Annotated in this window: 17 protein-coding genes and 1 pseudogene; 4 read left to right on the plus strand and 14 right to left on the minus strand. The window is 55.6% G+C overall.

Annotated elements, in window-relative coordinates; genetic code table 11:
• Nucleotides 1-31: 31 nt before the first annotated feature.
• From recD to rppH, 12 genes are all read right to left on the minus strand, one after another.
• Nucleotides 32-1,852 carry an exodeoxyribonuclease V subunit alpha gene (gene recD, locus F8561_RS03535; protein WP_151887154.1) on the minus strand — a complete coding sequence of 607 codons (1,821 nt, stop codon included), beginning with the start codon at nt 1,850-1,852 and terminating at the stop codon, nt 32-34.
• Nucleotides 1,849-5,391 carry an exodeoxyribonuclease V subunit beta gene (recB, locus tag F8561_RS03540; RefSeq protein ID WP_151887155.1) on the minus strand — a complete coding sequence of 1,181 codons (3,543 nt, stop codon included), beginning with the start codon at nt 5,389-5,391 and terminating at the stop codon, nt 1,849-1,851. The genes recD and recB overlap by 4 nt, the downstream gene beginning before the upstream one ends.
• Nucleotides 5,388-8,270, minus strand: coding sequence for a pitrilysin (ptrA, locus tag F8561_RS03545; RefSeq protein ID WP_151887156.1), 2,883 nt, complete (start codon nt 8,268-8,270; stop codon nt 5,388-5,390). Before ptrA ends, recB begins: the two co-directional genes overlap by 4 nt.
• Before the next feature lie 139 nt (nt 8,271-8,409).
• A complete protein-coding gene (gene recC / locus F8561_RS03550) occupies nt 8,410-11,784 on the minus strand; it encodes an exodeoxyribonuclease V subunit gamma (protein ID WP_151887157.1) in 3,375 nt (1,124 codons plus the stop codon).
• 12 nt (nt 11,785-11,796) lie between these two features.
• Complete coding sequence (locus tag F8561_RS03555; RefSeq protein ID WP_014171443.1) at nt 11,797-12,120, minus strand: prepilin-type N-terminal cleavage/methylation domain-containing protein; 324 nt, start codon at nt 12,118-12,120, stop codon at nt 11,797-11,799.
• Complete coding sequence (locus F8561_RS03560; RefSeq protein ID WP_086532154.1) at nt 12,105-12,506, minus strand: DUF2509 family protein; 402 nt, start codon at nt 12,504-12,506, stop codon at nt 12,105-12,107. Before F8561_RS03560 ends, F8561_RS03555 begins: the two co-directional genes overlap by 16 nt.
• The gene (locus tag F8561_RS03565) at nt 12,503-13,063 is read right to left on the minus strand and encodes a prepilin peptidase-dependent protein (protein WP_151887158.1); all 561 of its coding nucleotides are present in this window, start codon (nt 13,061-13,063) and stop codon (nt 12,503-12,505) included. The genes F8561_RS03560 and F8561_RS03565 overlap by 4 nt, the downstream gene beginning before the upstream one ends.
• Nucleotides 13,054-13,518: a prepilin peptidase-dependent protein gene (locus tag F8561_RS03570; protein WP_032680368.1), complete on the minus strand. Its 465-nt coding sequence runs from the start codon at nt 13,516-13,518 to the stop codon at nt 13,054-13,056. Before F8561_RS03570 ends, F8561_RS03565 begins: the two co-directional genes overlap by 10 nt.
• A gap of 184 nt (nt 13,519-13,702) precedes the next feature.
• Nucleotides 13,703-14,497 (minus strand): thymidylate synthase, encoded by a 795-nt coding sequence (gene thyA, locus F8561_RS03575; RefSeq protein ID WP_020883778.1) that lies wholly within the window; start codon nt 14,495-14,497, stop codon nt 13,703-13,705.
• Nucleotides 14,498-14,503: 6 nt separating this feature from the next.
• Entirely contained in the window at nt 14,504-15,379 is an 876-nt protein-coding gene (lgt, locus tag F8561_RS03580) for a prolipoprotein diacylglyceryl transferase (protein WP_014171449.1), read from the minus strand.
• Between the two features lie 213 nt (nt 15,380-15,592).
• A complete protein-coding gene (gene ptsP, locus F8561_RS03585) occupies nt 15,593-17,839 on the minus strand; it encodes a phosphoenolpyruvate--protein phosphotransferase (protein ID WP_014171450.1) in 2,247 nt (748 codons plus the stop codon).
• A 12-nt stretch (nt 17,840-17,851) separates the two neighbouring features.
• The gene (gene rppH / locus F8561_RS03590; protein ID WP_013098553.1) at nt 17,852-18,382 is read right to left on the minus strand and encodes an RNA pyrophosphohydrolase; all 531 of its coding nucleotides are present in this window, start codon (nt 18,380-18,382) and stop codon (nt 17,852-17,854) included.
• A 463-nt stretch (nt 18,383-18,845) separates the two neighbouring features.
• On the opposite strand from rppH, the pseudogene F8561_RS24310 reads away from it, so the two are divergent.
• From F8561_RS24310 to F8561_RS03605, 4 genes and pseudogenes are all read left to right on the plus strand, one after another.
• Nucleotides 18,846-18,911: pseudogene (locus F8561_RS24310) on the plus strand (hypothetical protein); the annotation flags it as partial.
• 154 nt (nt 18,912-19,065) lie between these two features.
• Complete coding sequence (mutH, locus tag F8561_RS03595) at nt 19,066-19,758, plus strand: DNA mismatch repair endonuclease MutH (RefSeq protein ID WP_032678891.1); 693 nt, start codon at nt 19,066-19,068, stop codon at nt 19,756-19,758.
• Nucleotides 19,759-19,886: 128 nt separating this feature from the next.
• Nucleotides 19,887-20,105 (plus strand): YgdI/YgdR family lipoprotein, encoded by a 219-nt coding sequence (locus F8561_RS03600; RefSeq protein ID WP_020883776.1) that lies wholly within the window; start codon nt 19,887-19,889, stop codon nt 20,103-20,105.
• 132 nt (nt 20,106-20,237) lie between these two features.
• Entirely contained in the window at nt 20,238-21,278 is a 1,041-nt protein-coding gene (locus tag F8561_RS03605; protein ID WP_025203341.1) for an NADP(H)-dependent aldo-keto reductase, read from the plus strand.
• Nucleotides 21,279-21,356: 78 nt separating this feature from the next.
• Here F8561_RS03605 and lplT read toward each other — a convergent pair whose 3' ends face one another.
• Both lplT and aas read right to left on the minus strand, forming a co-directional pair.
• Nucleotides 21,357-22,550, minus strand: coding sequence for a lysophospholipid transporter LplT (lplT, locus tag F8561_RS03610; RefSeq protein ID WP_025203340.1), 1,194 nt, complete (start codon nt 22,548-22,550; stop codon nt 21,357-21,359).
• Nucleotides 22,543-24,702 (minus strand): bifunctional acyl-ACP--phospholipid O-acyltransferase/long-chain-fatty-acid--ACP ligase, encoded by a 2,160-nt coding sequence (gene aas / locus F8561_RS03615; RefSeq protein ID WP_020883773.1) that lies wholly within the window; start codon nt 24,700-24,702, stop codon nt 22,543-22,545. Before aas ends, lplT begins: the two co-directional genes overlap by 8 nt.
• Between the last annotated feature and the right edge of the window lie 20 nt (nt 24,703-24,722).

A 24,722-nucleotide genomic window follows, 5' to 3' on the forward strand; every position in this document is an offset into this window, starting at 1 on the left:
GAAGCCCTCACCACCCGGTGAGGGCTTTCGCTTAAAGGGATTCAAATATCGCGCTCAGGCCGCTTCGACGTTCCGTGCGGGTGGCAATCGCCTGTAGCAGCACACGTTCATCGGCATACAGCGACAGGCGCTGACGCGCGCGCGTAATGGCGGTATAAATCAGTTCGCGGGTAATGACGGGCGAAAGCTGTGTCGGCAGGATCAGCGCCGCATGGTTGAACTCGGAGCCCTGAGACTTATGCACCGTCATTGCCCAGGCCGTTTCATGTTCAGGCAGGCGGCTGGGCTGAACGGACTTCACGCTTCCATCCGGCATCTGGAACCAGACGCGCAGCCCCAGTCCACGATCGAGGGCAATCCCGATATCCCCGTTAAACAACCCCAGCGCGCTATCGTTGCGGGCGATCATCACCGGGCGTCCCTCATACCAGCGCGAGTGCGGGGTGCGGTGGATTTTGCGTTTCTGGCCCAGCAGCTGTTCGAACCTGTCGTTCAGACCGCTTACGCCAAATGGCCCTTCCCTCAGTGCGCACAGTAGCTGATACTCGCCAAAGGCGGCGAGCGCCTGTGCGGGCGTGCATTGCTGTTGTACACCCGTCAGGAAATGCTGATACCCCTGCAGGGCGTCATCAAGCATCGCCTGATACTCTTCCCCGGTTTGCAGCGATTTTTTCTCGATATCGGTGAATTGACCGTCAAATACCGCACAGGTCGTGTGCCGGTCGCCTCTGTTCACAGCCGAAGCCAGCTGACCGATGCCCGAGTCGCTGCCGAAACGGTAGCTTTTTTGCAGCAGGCACAGGCTGTCGCGCAGCGCCCCCGCAAGGGAATGGTTTTCACTGGCGAGCGAACAGCCGGTCAGACGGGACAGCTCCTCAGCGCGTTCAGCGGTATATCCCAGGCTTGCATAAGTGCAGATATCTCCCAGCACCGCCCCGGCTTCCACCGAGGCAAGCTGGTCGCGATCGCCCAGGAAAATGACGCGGGCGTGCGATGGTAGAGCATCAATCAACCGCGCCATCATCGTCAGGTCGATCATTGACGCCTCATCCACCACCAGCACATCCAGATGCAACGGGTTACCGGCGTGATAGCGCAGACGCTGACTTCCCTGCTGAGCGCCCAGCAGCCGGTGCAGCGTGCTGGCTTCGTTTGGGAAAAGGGCAAGCTGCTCCCCGGTGAGTGGCAACTTCTGCAGCGCACCACCTAACGACTCGGTCAGGCGCGCCGCCGCTTTGCCGGTAGGGGCCGCCAGACGAATACGGCACTTTTGCTCACCTGATAACTGAATCAGGGCGGCAAGCAGTTTGGCCACGGTGGTGGTTTTACCGGTTCCCGGGCCGCCAGAGATGACGGAGATCCGCCGTGTTAAGGCCACGGCTGCCGCCACTTTCTGCCAGTCTGTCGCCTCAACAGAGGTAAACAAGGTATCCAGCGTTTGCCGCAGTTGGGCTTCATCGCAGGGAAGAGGCGCATTGGTCTCGCTGAAAAAACGCGCGACCGCCAGTTCATTACGCCACAGTCGGTTGAGATACAAACGATCGCCCGTCAGGATCATGGGTGTCTGGCTATCGGCTGCGCTGACGGCAGGCGAACGGTGCAACACCGTCGGCCAGTCCACGGATTCTCCCAGCAGAGCAAAGCAGGACTGCAGGGCCGCGGGCATTTTCTCATCCATCGCCAGACGCGAAAGCGGCAGGCAAACGTGCCCTTCCCCTGCGTCTTTACTCAGGATGGCAGCGGCGAGCATCACGGCAGGCTCATCACCTGACACCATCATGGCGAACTGTACGTCCAGGTGGCGCAGTAGTCGCTGTTCTACCGCTTCCAGCAACAATTCCTGCATCGTCATGCCACTTCCTCCGTGTTTGCTGCAAATAAGTTATCCATTTTCTCGATCAGTGCCGCATGCGGGCGTGTGCTAAAGATGCCTGAACGCGGGTCAGCCGCATCCACACCGCGCAGGAAAAGGTAAATCACCCCACCAAAGTGCTCTTCGTAACGGTAGTCAGCAATGCGGTGGCGCAGATAACGATGCAGCGCCAGAGTATAGAGCTGGTACTGCAGATCGTAGCGATGCATTTGCATGGCGGATGCCATCGCCTGCTGGGTGTAGGCTTCGCTGTTCTCACCCAGCCAGTTCGATTTGTAATCCAGCAGGTAGTAGCGCCCATCGTGACGGAAAACCAGGTCAATAAAGCCTTTTAACATCCCCTGCACCTGGCGGAAGTTCAGCGGCGGGCAACCGGCGGACAACGGGTCATACTCGCGGATCACCGCATCAAGCGCGTCAGCCCGCAGCGGGCTGGCGATGGGAAGGTAAAACTCCATCTCCACCTGTTTATCTTTGGCGGTCAACTGGCTGAGAGAGAGGCCCTCTGCCGTGAGCGGGGCGTGCAGAATAGCGCGGATCCACTCGGTGAGGACCCGCTGCCATTGTGCATCATACCCCCCACTCTGTAACATCTTCAGGACCCATTCGTCAGAGACAGGCTGGGTAAAATCCAGCTCTTCAAACAGGCTATGCAAAAAGGTTCCCGGTGACGCGCCGCGTGGAAATTGATGCGGCGTAAGCGCAGGCTCAACCGGTACGCTACCGGCTCCGGCGGCATCAATATCCAGCTTTGGCATCAGGTCCTGCGCAATGCTCTGCCCGTGCTGCTGTAACCCGGAGTAGCTGGTAACGCGCCAGTCGTCGGCAATGGTGCGCAGAATCTGCCGGGCTTCCAGTTCAGATTCCCGCCAGTCCGGCATCTGCCAGCGGCTGTTATCGGGTGGCGACGGAATGTGCAGGGCAACATGCTCGCCGCACAGCGACTCGATGCACTGGCGCAACCCGGCAGCATCTTTGGGCTCGCCGAGCTGAATGAGTCGCCCCAGCGCGCTCAGGTGGAAATCGCTCTCCCCCGACTTGTCGCCACGACGGCGGAACAGCGGCGCCACGCCCAGGCTGCAGTGCCAGACCGAACGGGTCAATGCCACGTAGAGCAGGCGTAAATCTTCCGCCAGACGTTCGGCCTCGGCCAGCTCAACGCTGGACTCCGCTTTACTGAGATCGAGCACGGCGTCGAACGACTCGCGATCGTGGTAAAAGGCCTGATCCTGCACGCGGTAATTGGCGATAAACGGCAGCCAGACCAGCGGATACTCCAGGCCTTTCGACTTGTGAATCGTGACGATTTGTACCAGATGTTTATCACTCTCAAGACGCATCTGCTGGCTGGAGGCGTTGCTGTTTGGGTCGGCAATCTGTTGCGCCAGCCAGCGCACCAGAGCATGTTCGCTTTCAAGCTGCGTGCCCGCCTCCTGCAACAGCTCACTGATATGTAAAATGTCGGTCAGACGGCGTTCACCGCCTGCTGTCGCGAGCATATTCTCCGCAAGGTGTCGCTTCGCCATGAGCTCACGCACCATCGCCATCACACCGCGCTTCTGCCATCGCTCACGGTAGTGAACAAACTCTTCGACGACCGCATCCCATGCGGCTTCGTCATTATTGAGTGCATCAATGTCACGGGCGTTCAGACCGAGCATTGCGCTGGCTAGTGCGCTGCGAAGCGTACTTTCGCGCTCCGGAGACAGCACGGCCTGAAGCAGCCACAGCATCTCCTGTGCTTCCAGGGTTTCAAAAACGCTGTCACGGTTTGAGAGGTACACGGACGGGATGTTCAGCAGGGTAAGCGCATCGCGGATCAGCGACGCCTCCTGACGACTGCGCACCAGCACCGTGATATCAGACGCCTTCACGGGGGCTGACTCATTTTCCTTCCACAACAGCGCCTCGCCACGCGCACCAGCGCTGAGCCAGTCACGGATCTGCGCGGCACAATGCTGAGCCATGGCGTTTTGATAGTCCGCGACGCCACAGCCTTCACCGTCCAGCAGCCAGAAGTTCATGGCTGGCTGCGTCACCCCGTTGAATTCGAAACGCAACGAGCTGTTTTTTGCGGCAAACTTTACCGGCTGAAAGGGGATCTCACGGAACATAAACGCCGTATCCATGCGGCTAAACAGCGCATTGACGCTTTGCACCATGCCCGGGGAAGAGCGCCAGTTGGTATCCAGCGTATAGTGCGCCTCTACCTCACTGCGGGCCTTCATGTAGGTGAAAATATCCGCACCGCGGAAGGCGTAAATGGCCTGTTTCGGATCGCCGATTAACAACAGCGCGGTGTCGGGCTGTTGTCGCCAGATGCGGCGGAAAATACGGTACTGCTGAGGGTCCGTATCCTGAAATTCGTCAATCATCGCTACCGGGAAGCGGGTACGGATCGCGCAGGCAAGGGCTTCGCCGTTTTCACTGCACAGCGCCGCATCAAGGCGGCTCAACATATCGTCAAAACCCAGTTCGCCACGGCGACGTTTTTCACGTGATACGGCTTCGCGAATTTCCGTCATGGCGCGGGTGATCATCAGGTCATTGAGCGTGAGTGGCTCAGCGAGCAGTGATTCAATCGCAACAAACAGGGGGTGCTCAGGCACAATGCCGTCGGCTTTAGTCCGCTCAATTAAAAAACGCTGCGAGAATTTCTCCAGTGCGTCCGGAAGCTGATAACCGCGCGTCTCTTCCTGCGCCCAGGCGCTGATCTTCTCGATCCATTTACCCTGGTTGCCGCGGTTAAATTTACGCCTGTCGATCCCGGAGTTTTCGATGATCGCCTCAATCTCACCGACAGACTCATTCCATTTTTGCTTGAGCGCAGCAATTTTTCCGACAATCTTTTCATGCCGTGAAGCCAGCGTTTCGTCAGCAGGTGGCGGAGATTTGATAACCGGCGCTTCGCCCTGAAGATAACGGTCGATAGCGCGAAGAAGCTCTTCGGGACCTTTCCACAACGCATGGACCGCTTCAGCGATATCGCGCGATAAAGGGTAACAGTGGCGACGCCAGAAATCCGCACAGGCCTGATAGCGAAGCACAGATTCATCTTCAATGAGCTGCTGTTCAAACAGCATTCCGGATTCAAACGCATTCAGGCTCAGCATGCGCTGACAAAAACCATGAATGGTGAAAACGGACGCTTCGTCCATCTGCCGTTCCGCCAACAGCAGCCACTGGGCGGCCTGTTGCTTATCTGCAATCTCTTCAAGAAGGCTGGCGTAGAGAGGGTTATCCGTAGTCTGGCGCAGGCAGGCGATGCGCAGCTCATGAATATTGGCACGAATACGACCGCGCAGCTCAGCGGTAGCGGCCTCGGTGAAGGTGACCACCAGCAGCTCTTCCACGCTTAACGGGCGAGGAAAAGCGGCGTTACCACCAAGCCCTAACAGAAGACGCAGATAGAGCGCGGCGATGGTGAAGGTTTTTCCCGTTCCCGCTGAGGCTTCAATCAATCGTTCACCCTGTAGAGGTAAACGTAAGGGATTAAGGGGCTCAGCGGTATCGGTCATTCTTTCTTACTCCAGGGCATAGATTGCTGCAGCGCGCTGACGCTCTTCCAGATCGTCCAGCCTTTCGGGTTAACGTAGTCCGTTTTCCCGTTCTGACTACCGGAAATCTGCGACAGAATCGCCATTCCCTGCGGTTTAACCACCGCCTGGTGGAAGAAATCAGCAACCTTCTGCGGCGTCAGCTGTTTTATCTCGGCCACTACTTTATCACGCGAATCAAATTTCAGATTACCGCGATCAAAATCTTTGCTCAGTTGTGATGCTTCTTCACCCAGCGTCTGCGGCGGCTGCACCACCTGCGCGATGACGGCCTGCTGAATCTGAGCAAACTCCTCCGGCTTCATCGCCCGCAGCTTCGCTTCCGCCTGTGGGAAGAATGCCTGATAACGCTGCCAGAGATAAGCTGGCTGTTTATCACTGCTTTGCAGCAGGAAGCCCAGCCCCCACTGGCGACCTACGTTCATGGAGAAGGCAAAGACCGCGTAACCAAGCTGCTCTTCTGTACGCAGTTGGTTGTAGAACCACGGCTGAATAATCTGCCCCAGCACCGCACTCTGCGCGGTACTGGTGAATTCATCATAACCCGTGGGTACAAACACAGCGGCCAGTGCAGAATCCGTGCTGTTACCCGCCTTTTCAAAAATCACATTCTGTTTTTTCTCAACCAGTACGTCCTGGTTGCGGCACCACTCGTCGCCTTTCGAACCAAGCTGCGTACGGACATTTTCTGCCAGTGTTTTAGCCTGTACGTCACTCATGTTTCCGACGATAAGGAACTCCGGACGCGTGTTCGTTTTCAGCGCATCACGATACGCCAGCACATCTTTTAAGGTGATAGAGGGCAGCAGCGCCCGGCGATCTTCGCGCTGGAAATAGGGAATTTGCGAAAGCATTTGCGTCGGCATGAGCGCCAGGTCATACGCTTTACCCTTCTCGGCAGAATCCATCATCTGCGCATACCAGGATTTGGCCTGCTCAAGTTGCTCTTCGGTCGGGGTATAACTGAAATAGCCTTCCAGTAACGCCTGGAACAGCTGCGGAAGACGCTGGGTGTAGCCGTTGGCATTGACCATCAGACCGTTATTGGCGTTGGTCGAGAAGCTTATCCCGCCGACGGCCGCCTGATTGCTAAGCTGATCGAGTGCGATACCGGCAAGATAGTCATTGAGCGCAAACATCACCTGATTTTTAGCGCTGTTCATTGCTTTTGGGTTACGCAGAACCACGCTCACATCGGCTTTCGGTTCACTCGCGAAATAGCGGCTTGGCGTATACACCACGCGCAGCGTCGGCTCATCAACGATAAGTTCCGGGTGCGGATAGGCTTTCGTGGTTTTAATCAGCGAGAAATCATCCGGAATGTAGGGGTTCAGCTCCGGCAATTTAAGCGCGATCTCACCGGCCTTTTTCTGCCAGTCGGCGAAGGTCTGGTCACTGATTTTATCCACCTGATAAGGGGCATCGACAAAATAGGCCATTTTGTTATGCGGTTCGTTCGGGCTGATATACCAGACGCGGGCATTCTGCGGCGTCATCATCGCCAGGCGGGCTTTTACCGCGTCGGCGTCATACTGGTCGGCAATATTGACCGCGTCGAGGGTATGTTCCACCGGCACACGGATCATGGTATCCGCCAGCCACTCAACGTAATCCATGTCGCGGGTAATAGACGGATAACGGAAATCGAGATCCAGCACGTGCGCCAGTTCATCAAAGTAGCGTTTATCGACGCCTTTATCGCGCAGCAAAGAGAGATAGCTGAAGATAGCCGCCACGACGTCATCACGGTGAGCCAGACCTTTGTCAGTCAGGGTGGCGGAGATCGCCAGCACGCCGCTGTTGCCGTTCACAACCGGATCGGAGTCGGCACGGATACCTTCCACCAGCCCTTGTTTTTGCAGCCAGTCAGAAAGTGTTCCCGGGCTACGATTGCCAATCAGGTAGGTGATCAGTTCATCGGTTTTGCTGCGAAACTGCGCCGTATTGTTATCAATGCGGAACTCAACGCGTAACACTTTACGCGGCAGTGCAGGAACGTAGTGGATAACGATCCCTTTTTGCGCGTCCGTGACCACAGGAACGTTTATCTGCGGCAGGTCGATATTTTTATTCGGTACCCGGCCAAACGTCTGTGCCGCCATGCTTGCCAGCTCAGGCAACGGTTTGTTGCTGTAGATGACCGCTTCCATCAGATTGGCGGAGTAGTATTTATCGCGAAAAGCATGCAGGGCATCCAGCACCGGGCTGTTCGGTTTATCTCTCAGCGTCTCCAGGTTACCACCGGAAAAACGCGATCCCGGGTGCGCCGGGTTAATGGTTTCTGCACTCACCTGCGCCATGCGCATCCCGTCTCGCGTACGGGCAAGGGTCAGTTCAGCATTAACGGCATTGCGTTCGCGGTCAGCGTATTTTTTATCCAGCAGGGGAGCCGCGATAGAATCCGCCAGACGATCCACTGCACCTCCCAGCGCATCATTCTCAACTTCGAGATAGAAGGCTGTACGGTACGGCGCCGTGCTGGCGTTGTGGCTGCCGCCATGCATTTTGAGAAATTCGGACAGGCTATCTGGCTGTGGGTATTTTTTGGAACCCATAAGCGTCATATGTTCCAGATAGTGTGCAAGCCCAGGGTGGGCTTCCGGATCTTCCAGCGACCCAACCGGCACCACCAGTGCCGACAGGGATTTTACCGCCTGCGGATCGGAAACCAGCAGCACAGTCATCCCGTTATCAAGGCGAATAGCCTGATACTGACGGGTATCTTTTTCGCTCTTACGGATAGTTTCCTGAATGGGTTGCCAACCGGAGCCTGCCTGAGTGAAAGGTGCCCAAAGGGCGACAAACAAAACAAACGCTTTGAACAAGGTGCTGCCTGGCATTACGACCTCTTTATCACGGCTACATCATTAACAAACTGCGTGCTGGACTCACCAACATCTCTTTCTTTGGGTACATCAGTCCGTGATAAGAAGTGCATCATAAATGAACACCCCATACTGCGCAATTTTTATACAGCGCTCAGGACTGATTAAATTTGAACAACGGTAACAGGTAGCGTTGTGCTTCTTCCGTGATAGCCTCGAAGTATTCAGGCTCAAGCGTTCGCCATAAACGTTGATACCAGACATCCTCACCTTCGCCGCGCACCATCATGTTACCTTCATACGCCTGCATGAATTTACTCCGTGCTTTCTGCAGTGAAGCGTCATCCGTTAACATGGCATCATTCTGTGCGTCATAACAAGCTTTTATCCAGGCGCCACCGCTCTCGGGCAGTAGCAGGAGCGGTTTATTCATTCCCCGCAGATAGCCTTCAACGTACAAGGATAAATAACGTAACGCCTGCTCTGCGTCCATCGGCGGAAAGCGCCATTCGCCCTCTTTGCGGACAAAAATACGGCTTTCGCCTTTATGGCCGCCAGCACTGTAGACAAGATGTTCGAGCCAGAGTTGCAAACCTTGTGAAACGCTAAGCATGGAAGGACGCCAGCGCAGGAGCCCATCCGGCTGTACCTGAGTTAGCCAGCCCGTGAGCTGCACACCCTGGCAGTTGAGATCGATTTCAAGACTGGTTCCGGGTTGCCGGCATTCCCTCACGCGTTCTGCCAGAGATTCCATCTCCTGGCGCTGCGCCTCCCAGACAATTTCTCCGAACGCCCCGTAGGGTAACTGCCCCGCAGCACGGTAGCGGCGGTAAAGCTTGTCGGCATCTTCCTCTTCAACCAGCGCGTTCAGCAACTGCAGGTTTAACTGATACCGCTCCAGCCCTTCCAGCGTAAACGGCTCTGCATCAGGAATTTCACTCTCTTCAGAACGGAAATTGACCTGCAACCGTTGCTGGAAGAAAGCGCGTACCGGATGCCCCCAAAACCGCTGAAGCTGTTCAAAGGTCAGGGTGTCTATCGGGCGAGGATCAAGCTCCTGAATGAAATCGGTATGCGCTCTCCCCTCTTTTTTCGCCGCAGGCAGCCATTCGTGGGCATAGCTCTGATGATCGCTGACCACGTAGTTCACCGGGTCAAACGGCATGCGGCTATGGAAGCGGGTGATATGCGCTTTCACTCGCTGCGCACTTTCATCACAGTTACGGGCTTCATCCCCCGCCAGATAGTGGCTCTGCCCGATATAATCCACCAGTTCCTGCACCAGAACAGAAGGAAAGCGCTCGCTGTTGTCCTGGATAGAGCGGCCGATATAGCTGATATACAGCTGACGTTGAGCCGAAATGAGCGCCTCAAGGAAGAGATAGCGGTCATCGTCACGACGGCTACGATCACCCCGCTTTGGATTCGCACTCATCAGATCAAAACCCAGCGGCGCCAGGGCGCGTGGATAAATACCGTCATTCATTCCGAGCAGGCACACCACTTTGAACGGGATAGAACGCATTGGCATCAGGGTGCAAATATTGATTGGGCCTGCCAGGAAACGCTGGCTAATTCGCTCCTGATCGAGCCGTTGCGTCAGCTCATCGCGCAGCAATGACAACGGGATAGCCTCGTTATAGTGGGAACTCACGCCCTCTTCGACGATTGCCTGCCACTGCGTTTCAATGAGCGCCATAGCGGCTTCGGTATCATTGTCCGGCAGGAAGAAATCATTGAGCAACGCCCTGCATACCGGGAGCCACGCATCCAGTGGACGCGGCTGCATCAACTCGAGCCGCCAGCGGTTAAGTTGCATCAGCAGGGAAGCTAAATGACCGACCAGCTCAGCGATCAACCCGCTGGACTCATCGTAGGGCAGGACTTCATTCCACTCGCCCTGGCTGCTTTCCATCGCATAGCCCAGCAGCATACGCGTCAGGCCAAACCGCCAGGTGTGCTGGCCGGTAGGAGGAAGCTCGAACGCCTGAACGTTGTCATCATCAATGCCCCAGCGTACGCCGGACTCGTTAACCCACTGGCGAAGGTAGCGCAGCCCCTCTTCATTGATATAGAAACGTGCGGCCAGGACTGGGACATCCAGTAATGCCAGGACATCTTCGGAGATAAACCGGCTATCCGGTAATGAAAGCAAAGTAATAAAGGCCTGCAAGGCCGGATGAGACTGGCGGGCCCGTCGGTCAGAAATGGCGTACGGCAGGTAGCGTTCACCTGTCGCACTCCCAAAAACAGCCTGAATAAAAGGACTGTAACTGTCGATATCCGCCACCATCACCACAATGTCACGTGGCGTCAGCTCAGGATCGTCCTGCAGCATCGCCAGCAGTTGATCGTGAAGCACTTCAACCTCGCGCTGCGGGCTGTGGCAAACGTGGATCGTGACGCTGCGATCGTCGCCATCCAGCTTGCGCTTACTGTCGCTGCGTTCAAATTCTTTCGCCGTAACGCCCATGACGGCGCGGTTTTCGAGATCCAGAATGTCGAGCTGGATATTATGCAGCAGGCTATCCGGAGCGATCTCGACGAAGGCATCCACATCCCCTTCGCCTGACGACGTGATGTCTGAGAGCATATGAATGTAGTCACGGCCCAGCTTTCCCCAAGAGGCAAGCAGCGGGTTCGGCAGATTTTGAATGCCGTGCTCATCAAATAGCTGTGCGGCAGACGCGCTGTCTTTAAACAGTGGCACGGTACGCTCTTCAAACAGGCGTCGTCTCTGGCGAGACACCAGCCGCGAAAGCCAGCGTTCATCCTGAATGTCGCCCCAGTACTGGCGACACGGATTGGTAAAGAGGATATGTATGTCGATGTGTTTACCCAGCGCACTCAGCGCCTGCAAATACACCGGTGGCAGCGCCGAGATGCCGCAGATAAACACGCGAGAGGGCAGCCGGGCTGGTCGCTCAGCGCTGTTTTCCAGTATGGAGATAAACCGCTGGTAGAGGTTTGCACGGTGCCACTTCGGCTGGCCAAGTTTCTCAGTGTGTTCCACCAGCGCTTTCCAGAGCGGCGCCTGCCAGACTTGCGCCTCCGGTAACCCGTCGACCCGCTCGCCCGCTTCCCAGCGAGTCAGCCATTCCGGGCGATACACCAGATACTGGTCATAGAGATCGGCGGTGCGTGATGCCAGCTGGAACAGCTTGCGTTTATCGGTGTCGTCATTGAGGTAGTGGCGCAGCATGATGAATTCATCATGCTGCAGCATGTCCGGCAGCAATGCCATCAGCTTCCAGCTCATGCTTTGCTTGTTGAAGGCACTCTGTTCCGGGATGTCCGGCAACACGCGGACAAACATCTCCCAGATAAAACTTGCGGGCAGCGGGAAATCGATATTTGCGGCAATGCCGAATTTACGCGAAAGCGACATCTGCAGCCACTGCGCCATACCGGTGCTCTGCACCAGCACCATTTCTGGCTCAAAAGGATCGTCAAGCCGCTCGCGCTCAACGATAAATTCCATCAGCGCTTCCAGCACATCCAGACGATTTGAGTGGTAGACCCTTAACATAGACGCTCCCGACTACTGGCTAACCGGGCAATGCAGACGCGTCATCTCGCCGCGCCGCCCCAGAGGAGAAATAAGTGTAACCGTGATGCTGACACATCCAGAGAGTGTTGTCTGCCCCCGACTGACCTGCCAGCCTGCCGGGAGAGCAATTGTTGAAAGCTGAGACTGATTCCAGGCATGGTGCCAGAGCTGACGATACTGATTAAACATGGAGAACCGCGTCGCCAGTGCCCGCTGATAACCTGACAGTGCCGTGACGATCATCACCAGCAGCATCATCGCCAGTAGTACCTCAACCATGCTAAAGCCTTTTTCTCTGCTCACGGCAGCTGGCATAACGCATTCTCCTTAAGCGGACAAAAATCACTCCAGCCGTGTGGCGAGAAATGGATCTTACCGTCGATGATTTCGCCTCTGCGCCATAGCAGCAGGTCATCACTCCCGGCGATAAGCAGCACACGCGTTTCATTCAGTAGCCGCAGGCAAACTCGCCATGCCGATACCTTTTTGCACTGGATCTCAGGCTCAGACAACCAGCTCTGAACGCGTCCCCATTCAAGCGCTGACTGCACGGATGCCTGCTGTTGAACCGAGCGGCTCTCACCGCCCACCAGTGCGCTAAACGTGGTCAGCTGCTGATTGAGGCCGGTGAGGATCAGCGTGCCCAACACCAGTAAAAGTAATACCAGCGCCAGCGAGGACATTCCGCGCTGCCGGTTCACAGGTTGTACCCCGTGACGCCATAAAAAGCCTGACAGGGCGCCCCCTGCTCGCCCTGACGAAGGGCGGTCATTTCAATATTCAACTGGGGGGCAAACCCCGCATGCTCAACTTGACTCACCACAAAGTGCTGGATGAGAAGCCTGTTGGGGTCAGTGAGTTTCTCCCATCCTTTACCCTCACATGAGGTCGCCCCATGCAGGGTCTCCAGTGCACCTGATTCCAGACGAAAACCTGTGCTGTCGTTTTCCGAAGACGAACTATCCCAGTTACCGTTACTGTTTGCATCCCATCGTACAATGACACAGCGACCTTGCCTGCCGATCGTCAGTCCCTGCCCCGCACAGTTTCCGGCGCAATACCCCGCACGCTGAAGCTGTTTGCCGAGGGAAAAAAGGCGTTGCCACACCTCCTCCTCAAGCCCCCGCTGACCGGATTGCTGTAAAACAGCCCGCTGCAAGCCCGGTAAAAAGCGCGAGGCGCTTATCAGTAAAAGACTGCTGATCGCCGTGGCAATCAGAACTTCCATCAGTGAGAAACCCTGCTGGTTTAGGGACATGAACCTTCTCCTGTGACATTGCACATCCTGATTCGCCCTCCATTCGAGACAATGACGAGCCATTCTCCTGCACGACTTTGCAGGCGTATTCGCCCTGCCCATGCCGTATCCCTGAGTCCATAGAAGCCAAATAACGGCGTTATTTCACTTACCGTGACCTCCGGCCACAGGGGAATAAATACAAACGGACTGCCCTTATCACAGCCCTGCACGAATGCGCTCATCAGACAGGTGACGCCCCTGTCGCGTCGCAGTGTGACCTGGTGGTCACGGTTGTGCCGGTTTGCGTCATTACGCAGAAAGACCAGGTAATCACGCACCTGCCCGGCAGTTTGCCAGAGCCGTTGCTGCCGTTGCCAGTTGTCCCAGCCGTATAGCCCGGAGGCGCTGAGAATGACCACCAGCGAGATAGCCACCAGGGTTTCGATAAGCGTAAAACCGTTCTCTTTTTTCATGCCGGGAGTGTGGCGAAATGGCCTGGAATTGACGAGCTACGGATGACCGTTTTACGAGCCCTTATCAAGGAAAGTTAAACGGTTGCAGTGCGTTGCATACGTTCTGGATAACGCGTTGGAAAGCGGGAAGAAGGCGAAAAAAAACCGGCGCTAAACAGCACCGGTTATGTCACGATTGACGGCCTCAGATAGCGACGGGCGCTTTGATGCCTGGATGAGGGTCATAACCCTCAATCTCAAAATCGTCAAAGCGGTAATCAAAAATGGATTCCGGTTTGCGTTTGATAATCAGCTTAGGCAAGGTGCGCGGTTCGCGGGTCAACTGGAGATGCGTCTGTTCCATATGGTTGCTGTAGAGATGGGTATCCCCACCGGTCCAGACGAAATCGCCCACGTCCAGATCGCACTGCTGCGCCATCATATGCACTAACAGCGCATAGCTGGCAATGTTGAACGGCAGGCCGAGGAACACGTCGCAGGAGCGCTGATAGAGCTGGCAGGAGAGCTTACCGTCTGCCACATAGAACTGGAAGAACGCATGGCACGGTGCCAGTGCCATTTTGTCCAGCTCGCCGACGTTCCAGGCGGAAACGATAATACGGCGCGAGTCCGGATCGTTTTTCAGCTGGTTCATCACGGTGGTGATCTGGTCAATATGGCGGCCATCCGGCGTAGGCCATGCGCGCCACTGCTTACCGTACACCGGGCCCAGGTTGCCGTTTTCATCTGCCCATTCGTCCCAGATAGAGACGTTGTTTTCATGCAGATACGCAACGTTGGTATCGCCTTGCAGGAACCAGAGCAGTTCATGAATGATCGAGCGCAGGTGGCAGCGCTTTGTCGTCACCAGCGGAAAACCTTCCTGCAGATTGAAGCGCATCTGGTGGCCAAAAATGGAGAGCGTGCCGGTACCGGTACGGTCATTTTTCGGCGTGCCCTCATCGAGCACTTTTTTCATCAGTTCAAGATACTGTTTCATGGTTCCTCAGGAAAGTTGTTGCTGTGGACGACGACGATACGCCCAAATCATCATAATGACACCCGCGACAATCATCGGAATGGAGAGGATCTGCCCCATGCTGATGTACTGTACCCATTCGCCGGTGAACTGTGCATCGGGCTGGCGGAAGAACTCGACGATGATACGGAATGCACCGTAGCCAATCAGGAACAGACCGGAGACAGACCCCATCGGACGCGGTTTACGGATAAACAGATTCAGGATGATAAACAGCACCACACCTTCCAGCGCCAGCTCGTAAAGCTGAGACATGTGGCGCGGCAGAACACCGTAAGTATCGAACAGGGATTGCCACTCAGGATGAGACGGCAGCAGCGCCATGTCCTCTGCACGCGAGCCCGGGAACAGCATGGTAAAGGAGACACTCGGGTCGACACGCCCCCAGAGCTCACCATTGATAAAGTTGCCCAGACGTCCTGCTCCCAGACCAAACGGGATCAGTGGCGCGATAAAATCTGACACCTGGAAGAAGTTGCGCTTGGTGCGTTTGGCAAAAATCACCATCACCAGGATCACACCAATCAGCCCGCCGTGGAAGGACATGCCGCCATCCCAGACGCGGAACAGGTAGAGTGGATCGTTCAGGAATACCGGGAGGTTATAGAACAGAACATACCCAATACGGCCGCCCAGGAACACGCCAAGGAAACCTGCATACAGCAGGTTCTCGACTTCGTTTTTGGTCCAGCCACTGCCGGGACGACTGGCGCGACGGCCAGCAAGCCACATGGCAAAAATGAAGCCGACCAGGTACATCAGACCGTACCAGTGAAGCGAAACAGGTCCTATTGAGAAAATGACCGGATCGAATTCCGGAAAATGCAGATAACCACTGTTCATCTGTCACCACAAGATGTTGTTATTCCGCTGAAAGTGGACAGCGGTAGAAATGCGATTCTGCTGTTAGCAGAGGCTCCAAAGTTGCGAATCATAGCATAAGGCGGACGCGGAGGATGCGCCAGAGATGTAAAAGATGTGTATAGAGGAGTGTGTTATATCCTCACCTCCGCCCTGTCACAAAGGATGAGGACGGAGTGAGGGGAAAAGTACGTATTAGCGACCGCCGCGAATCAGGCCGCCCATACCGCGTCGTTCCATGAAAGCAGCCACCTGATGACGCACTTCAGCGGCCAGCTGCGCTTCAAGACTGCGTTCAGCCAGCTCGCGAGCATCCTCAATATCGATATGCCGCAGCAGGTACTTCACGCGGGCAACCGCACGGCCGTTCATGGAGAGGTGGCGGTACCCCAGCCCAATCAGGATTGCAACGCACATCGAATCTCCGGCCATTTCACCACACAGGCGCAAATCAATATCGTGCTGTTCGGCTTCTCGCGCGATCATCGCTAACGCCCGGATCATCGCAGGGTGCAGGCTGTCATAGATGCTGGCAACACGCGTGTTGTTACGGTCGACGGCCAGAATATACTGCGTCAGGTCATTGGTACCGACCGAGATAAAGTCGACACGGTTAGCCAGCTGCGGCAGCATAAAGACCATTGACGGCACTTCAAGCATCACCCCAATTCGTGGTTTGGGGATCGCATAGCCAATCATCTCTTCGACTTCACGACCGGCACGCTCAATCAGACGCCGCGCCTCGTCAATCTCATCAATGCTGGTGACCATCGGCAGTAAAATGCTGAGGTTACCCGTCGCCGCATTCGCGCGCAGCATGGCACGCACCTGGATCAGGAAGATCTCAGGCTGATCGAGCGTAATGCGTATCCCACGCCAGCCCAGGCACGGGTTTTCTTCACTGATCGGCATGTACGGCAGCTGTTTATCTGCCCCGACATCAAGGGTGCGCAGGGTGACCGGTTTGTCGTTAAACATCTGCAGCATGCCCTGATACTGCGCGACCTGCTCCTCTTCAGAGGGAAAGCCACTTTGCAGCATGAACGGGATTTCGGTGCGGTATAAGCCGATACCGTCGATGCGGCTGCCGAGCTTCTCTTCATGCTCGGGGCTTAAACCTGCGTTGAGCATGACTTTGATTCGCTCGCCGCTTTTGAGCTGCGCGGGCAGATTAACGTCATCCTCTGCCAGCTTGCTTAATTCATTCTCTTCGCTGATAAGGCGCTGGTATTCCTGAAGCAGAACCGGCTCAGGATCCACCAACAGCTCACCGCGATAACCGTCGACCACCAGGGTGCGTCGGTGCAGCACCGATGGCTGGATATCCGCCCCCATAACGGTGGGAATTCCCAGCGCACGCACCATAATGGCCGCGTGCGAGTTCGCCGCGCCATCGCGTACCACCACGCCCGCCAGACGGTCATGAGGCAGTTCAGCCAGCGTTGTCGCGGAGAGTTCATCGGCAACCAGCACAAAACGTTTTGGCCAGGCATTCGCGCCCTGAATAGTGTCATCAAGATGGAACAGTAAACGCTGCCCCAGGGCGCGTAAATCACCGGCCCGCTCTTTCAGGTAACCGTCGGTCAGTGCCGCAAACTGCTCGGCAAATTTTTCGATGACCTTTTTAACCGCCCACTCCGCAACCGCACCTTTGTCGACTTCGTCAAAAAGCTCGCGGCGCAGACGTGCATCGGAGAGAAGGTGCGAGTAAAGGTCAAAAATGGCCGCCGTCTCTTTTTGCGCCCCAGCGGCAAAGCGCTTGCTGTAGCGACGAAACTCATTCGACGCCTCTTCCAGCGCGGCGGTGAGACGCTCACGCTCAAGCGCTTCATCAAGCGTTGAGGCTTCGTACACTTGCTCCATCAACGGCAGAGTGGCGTCCATCCAGCCTTCGGCGATAGCGACGCCCGGCGACGCCGGAAGCGCGCGAATACGCGTATGGCGGTACTGACCAAACAGTGCCGTCAACTGGGACTGGGAGAGGATCGCGGCCATCTGCGTGGCCAGCGTGACGAGGAAAGACTCTTCGCTTTCATCGTACTGACGCAACTCACGCTGCTGTACCACCAGCACACCAAGCAGCTGACGGCGCTGAATAATCGGCACGCCCAGGAAGGCGCGGAAACGATCTTCTTTTACGGAGGGGATATATTTAAAGCTGGGGTGTTTTTGTGCGTCGGCAAGGTTGATAGGTTCGGCGAGTCGCCCAACCAGACCAACAATACCTTCATCAAACGCGAGCGTTACGGTGCGTCCACGTGGCTTTTTCAAACCACGGGTCGCCATCAGGTAATAGCAACGCCGATCGTGGTCGGCCAGATACACCGAACAGACTTCGGTCTCCATCGCAAGACAGATGTCGGTAACCAGAATGTTCAGCGCCTCATTCAGACGCGGCGCACTGGCCACCTTCTCGACTATTTCTCGCAAGCGGGTGAGCATGATTTGCGTAGCTTAACCTCTTTTACGTCGCCAGGCAGGTGCGCTCTGCGGCTTAGGCGGGATCTCCTGAAGCTGCATGACAACACTTGCGAACTCTTTCATCACCCTACGGTAAACATCGCGTTTAAATGACACGACCTGACGAACAGGATACCAATAGCTCACCCAACGCCAGCCATCAAACTCCGGCGTACTGCTGGTTTGCATATTGATATCTGAATCGTTGCCCACCAACTGCAGTAGAAACCATTTTTGTTTCTGGCCGATACAAACCGGCTTTGTGTCCCAACGCACCAAACGTTTCGGTAACTTGTAACGCAACCAGTTGCGGGTCGAAGCCAGGATGCGAACATCTTTTCGGCTTAAACCAACCTCTTCAAACAGCTCCCGGTACATCGCTTGTTCTGGGGACTCTCCCGGGTTGATCCCGCCTTGCGGGAACTGCCAGGAGTGCTGACCATATCGACGGGCCCACATCACCTGGCCCTGACGATTACAAATTACTATTCCTACGTTCGGGCGGTAGCCATCGTCATCAATCACCGGACTACCCCAAACTAAACCTTATATATGAATGATTGTTTCACACTACAGGGAGGCGGTAAACCACTCTCTTACAGGGCTGCAACCTAATAACATTTGAATAACTCACAAATACAGGCAGAGTTATAAACAGATGAGCGGCTCTGAGGGGAATTTTATTCACCTTTTCTGTGGATATAGTTGTGAAGAAGTGTCTGATTACCGATGAACAACCTCAGCCGCCGTCAATCTCCCTCCATTACCAATAAAAAATAAAATCATTATTTTCATAAAGTTAATAACCATAAAACCAACCCACACCGCTTAATCGTGACGATCGTCACATCAGGGATCGTTGTGCTGATGAAAGATCGAACAGCGTCGGTTTTATCCACAGATTGTGCCAATAAGTTAGGCACAATTTGTTTGAAAATTGGATTTTCGTCCCACGTCAAGGCTGTAAATTGAAACAGTAGTCAGGGTTATGCCCAGTTATCCCACTTTTCTGTGGATAACATGGTGTAAGATCCTGTTCATTGTCAGTGACCAGAATTGAACAACCGAATTTTTGTCCTTCGCCATCCATTTTTAGCGTGCTAAAAAAACCTATAAATCATACACATGGCATATTCGTACAGAAAAAGTTAAACTCTATCCACAGGGGACAATTTCTTAGTGTATTTTTTAATCAAAAGGTTACCTTCATGCATTCGCTTTTACCCTTGCTTTCACCGCCGTCCAGCGAAACCCAGTTGCTACAGCAGGCGCAGCGTCTGGCTGGCTTTTCGCTTGGCGAGCTGGCGGCAATGGCTGGCCTGCCGATCCCTCAGGATCTGAAGCGGGATAAAGGCTGGATCGGCATGCTGCTGGAGCTGTGGTTGGGTGCAAGCGCAGGGAGTAAACCGGAGCAGGATTTCGCCGCCCTGGGCGTAGAGTTAAAAACCATTCCCATCGATAGCCTTGGTAAGCCCCTGGAAACGACATTTGTCTGCGTTGCACCGTTAACCGGGAATACCGGTGTGACGTGGGAAACCAGTCACGTTCGCCATAAACTGAAGCGCGTACTTTGGGTCCCCGTAGAAGGAGAACGTCAGATCCCGCTGGCTGAACGCCGGGTTGGCGCACCGCTGCTGTGGAGTCCGGATGAAGATGAAGAGCATCAGCTGCGTCTGGACTGGGAAGAGCTGATGGATATGATTGTCCTCGGTCAGGTTGAGCGCATCACCGCCCGACACGGAGAGGTGTTACAGCTGCGGCCAAAGGCGGCGAACAGTAAAGCGCTCACGGAGGCGATCGGTGCCCGGGGCGAGCCGATACTGACATTGCCACGCGGTTTTTATCTCAAAAAGAACTTTACCGGGGCGCTCCTTGCTCGCCATTTCTTACTCAAAACGTAGTTTTTTACTTATTTTGAGAGCTCTCAAACATAATCACCTAGTTTTTAAGATTTTACCGCTTCCTCCTGTCGAAATATCGGGTTATTACTACACTATGATTTGATACGAGCCAGGTGAGGACGATAACGATGAAAAAATGGGCAGTGTTAATTTCAGCAGTCGGATTAGCGTTTGCAGTATCGGGCTGTAGCAGCGATTACGTGATGGCGACAAAAGATGGCCGGATGATCCTGACAGACGGCAAGCCGGAAGTCGATGATGACACCGGTCTGGTCAGCTACCGCGATCAGTCCGGGAATAAAATGCAGATCAATCGCGACGAAGTCTCGCAAATTATCGAGCGATAAACAGAGAGAGGTCAGTACCTTGCTGGCCTTTTTGATTTTTTTCTTCCCCTTTTGCTTCCCCTCTGCCATGTTTATATTCCTTTGTCGGGAGGTTCCTGACGCGGTCTACATGTCTATTGAAGGAAGCCGGCTATGCATTATCACCGTATCCCCCACAGCTCTCTGGAGATAAGCCAACTGGGGTTGGGCACGATGACATTTGGTGAACAAAACAGCGAAGCCGATGCCCATGCACAACTCGATTATGCCGTCAGCCAGGGCATTAACCTGATTGATGTCGCAGAGATGTACCCTGTTCCTCCACGCCCGGAAACGCAGGGGCTTACCGAAACCTACGTCGGCAACTGGCTGGCAAAACGCGGCAATCGCGAAAAACTGGTTATCGCCTCGAAAGTTAGCGGCCCTGCGCGTAACAGCGATGCCGGGATCCGCCCCAACCAGATCCTCGATCGCAAGAATATCCGTGCCGCGCTGGATGCCAGCCTGAAGCGCCTGCAAACCGATTATCTTGATCTCTACCAGGTACACTGGCCGCAGCGTCCAACCAACTGCTTTGGTAAGCTCGGCTACAGCTGGAACGAAAGTGCTCCCGCCGTTACGCTGCTTGAAACGCTGGAAGCGCTGACCGAATGCCAGCGAGCGGGCAAAATCCGCTACATCGGCGTGTCTAACGAAACGGCTTTTGGCGTTATGCGCTACCTGCACCTGGCTGATAAACACGATCTGCCGCGCATTGTCACCATCCAGAACCCCTACAGCCTGCTCAACCGCAGTTACGAAGTGGGTCTGGCCGAAGTGACGCAATATGAAGAGGTTGAGCTGCTCGCCTATTCCTGCCTGGGCTTTGGTACGCTGACGGGTAAATACCTGAACGGCGCGAAGCCAGCCGGCGCGCGTAATACGCTCTTCAGCCGCTTTACCCGCTATAGCGGCGAGCAGACGCAGAAAGCCGTCGCGGCCTACGTTGATATTGCGAAGCGTCACGGGCTCGATCCTGCCCAGATGGCACTGGCCTTCGTACGCCGTCAGCCGTTTGTGGCCAGCACCCTGCTGGGCGCAACGACGATGGAACAGTTGAAAACTAACATTGAGAGTTTCCATCTGGACCTGAGCGAGGACGTGCTGGCGGAGATTGACGCGGTGCATCAGGTTTATACCTATCCGGCACCGTAAAAAAAGCAAAACGGCAACCTCTGTTGCCGTTTTTAATGTTTGCACCCGCTTGTGAAAAGGCGCTGAAGACGACCCGAATCAGCGGCGGCGCTGCCAGACCCACAAGCCGGCAATCGCCAGCGCGAACAGTCCACCGAACCCGACGCCAATCCCCACCACAGGCGCACCGGCTTTAACCGCCAGCGAATACAGGCCCAGCATCAGCAGCATCGCCAGGTTTTCACCGAGGTTTTGCACCGCAATAGCATTGCCCGCCCCGACCGTCTGCTTGCCACGCTCCTGTAATAGCGCATTCAGCGGCACCACGAAGAAGCCCCCCAGAATACCAATCAGGATCAGCAGTACGTAGGCTGGCAATAACGCGTGTTGCAGCGCGAAAAAAAGCACCGCAACGCCAATCAGGATCCCTGCCGGCATGCAGCGAGCAACGGTGTCGAGCGTCACCAGTTTTGCCGCTGCCCCCGCGCCCACCACAATCCCGATCGCCACCATCGCATTAAGGTAGGTTGGCGTCGCGTTGTCCGTGATCCCCAGCGCCACCGGCACCCACAATACCAGCAGGAAGCGCAGCGTAACGCCAGCGCCCCAGAACATACTGGTGCCCATCAGAGAGAATCGCGTTTCACCATTACGCCACAGCACGCGGCAGGCATTGAAGAAGCTGCCGGTCATCGGCTTAAAGCGCCAGGACTGCCCCGGACGCGCCACCGGCAGTTTCGGAATAAACAGGTTAGCGACTACCGCACCACCGTACACCACAGCACACACGCCGAGGGCCGCCAGCACGTGCCAGTCAGCGAGGACACCGCCTGCGACGGAGCCAAGCAGGATTGCCGCAATGGTGGAGGACTCCATCAGCCCATTGGCTTTCACCAGCTTATCACCGGTGGTCAGCTCCCCGAGGATGCCATACTTCGCCGGGGAGTAGGCTGCGGCGCCAATGCCGACCAGCGTATAGCCAATAAACGGATTGAAACCAAAACAAATGCTGGCGGCTCCCAGCAGTTTCAGACCGTTGGCAAACATCATTACCCGGCCTTTCGGGAAGCTGTCCGCAACCTGTCCAACAAACGGTGCAAAGATAATGTAAGCGCCCACAAACACCATCTGCAGAACCGGCTGACTCCAGTCGGGGTAAAACTCAGCCTTGAGCAATGCCAGCGTGGCAAACAGCAGCGCGTTATCGCCAAAGGCGGAGAGGAACTGGGCGGCAATCACCGCCATCATGCCTTTTGAGCGCAGAGAGGTGTTAGTGTGTACTGACTCACGCATTATGTTGTTCCGCCTGTTCAACCATGCCCTTGAGGGTCACGAAGTCGGGCTTACCGCTGCCGAGCACCGGAAGCTGTTTCAGGTAGCGAATATCACGAGGTACCGCCAGCTCCGGGATGCCGTGCTCGCGGGCATAGCTCAGTAACTGGTCGCGCTTAAGCTCGCTGTCGGTGGTGAACAGCACCAGCGCCTCGCCTTTACTTGCATCACTCTTCACAACCGTGGCATGCATCTTGTCGGCGGAGACGCCCGATGCCAGCTGTTCAACCATCTCAAGAGAGACCATTTCACCCGCAATCTTGGCAAAGCGTTTTGCACGCCCCTGGATCTGCACAAAGCCTTGCTCATCGAAACGTACAATATCGCCGGTGTCGTACCAGCCCGTTTCAATCTCGCCATTAACGTTTTCTGCAGTCGGTGCTTCCAGCACGCCGGGGTTTTCCACGCGCAGATAGCCGTTCATCACGTTTGGCCCTTTCAGCTGCAGACGGCCGCCGTCTTCAATACCAGGCACCGCCAGCAGACGAGCATCCAGCCCAGGCAGAATTCGGCCTACTGTCCCCGGCTTCGCCGCCATTGGCACGTTGATAGAGACCACCGGCGCACACTCTGTCACGCCATACCCCTCGAGGATGCGCAGACCAAATTTGTCCTGCCAGATCTGTCGCGTGCTCTCCTGCAGTTTTTCCGCGCCAGCAACCACATAGCGCACGCGGAAGAAGTCATACGGATTGGCGAAACGCGCGTAGTTCCCGAGGAAGGTTGAGGTTCCAAACAACACGGTACAGTTACGGTCATACACCAGCTCCGGCACAATGCGGTAATGCAACGGGCTTGGATAAAGGAAGACTTCGGCACCGGTCAGCAGCGGCGTGAAAAGCCCCACCGTCAGACCAAAAGAGTGGAACAGCGGCAGCGCTGACATAAACCGGTCTTTCGCGGTAAAGTCGGCAATGCTTTTGATCTGCTCAACGTTCGCCAGAATACTCTTGTGACTGTGGACGACACCTTTCGGGTTGCCTTCAGAGCCAGAGGTGAAGAGGATAATCGCGTCGTCTTCCGGCTGCTGTTTCACCTGGGCCAGACGCGGCATCAGCAGATGAGCAAAAATCCACAGTTTGTCGCCTGTCGTCACGTCCGCTTTAAGATCTTCCAGGAAGACCCAGCGTACCTGGGTAAGCTGTTCAGGAAGATGCCACAGTTTGCCTTTGTCGAGGAACTGGCGGGAGGTAAAGACGGTTTTGATTTGCGCTGCCGTGATGGCGCTGGTCAGCCCTTTCACGCCCGCCGTGTAGTTCATCATCGCCGGAATACGGCCACGGGAAACGGCTCCAAAAATCACCGCCGCACTGATGCCTGCGTTGGGCAGCATCAGGCCAATCTTTTCGCCCTGCTGACTGTACTTCTCAAGAATACGGCCCACGAACAATGTTTTGGTCAGCAGCTTGCGATAGGTATCCGGGGTAAAATTGATGTCTTCGATGCAGTTTTTCTTCGCGCCGTAGCGGTGCTGTGCCGACAGCAGGGATTCATACAGCGTCTCGCGCGGGCGGACCGCCATACGCGCTTCCATCATAATCTGGTGCAGCATCTCTCCGGCAATTTTACGGCGATCGCGTGCACGGGGCGCGTCAGGCATCGGTAACGACGTTGGCGGCAGGATATGCAACGTAATTTTTGGGAACACGCGCTGCTTTACCAGCCCTTTCAGACGGCTGAAATAGGAGCGCTCCGCTCCTTCAATACGCAGTGGCACCACGGTTGCTTTTGACTTCGCCGCGACAAACCCGGCGCCGTCGTAGATTTTCATCAGTGAACCGGTCACCGAGATGCGACCTTCCGGGAAAATAACCACCGGACGCCCCTGCTCCACCAGACGCACCAGATGTTTAATCATCATCGGTTTGGTCGGGTCGAGCGGCACAAAATCAATCAGCGGCGTGAGCCAGCGCATGTACCACTGCTGGCTGATGGAGGTATAAACCGCAAACACCGGACGCACGGGCAGAAATAGCGCCAGCAGAATGCCGTCGATAAAGGAAACATGGTTTGGTGTGATAAGAACGCGTTCGCCGCGAAGCGCCTGAGCATCGCCAGTGACGCGAATGCGAAAGAGAATACGGAAGAGTGTACGGAAGAACCCAAAAAGCATCTCAACTCCCTTTGCCAGCC

It is taken from the genome of Enterobacter sp. 198, assembly GCF_009025585.1.
GTDB classification, from domain to species: domain Bacteria; phylum Pseudomonadota; class Gammaproteobacteria; order Enterobacterales; family Enterobacteriaceae; genus Enterobacter; species Enterobacter ludwigii.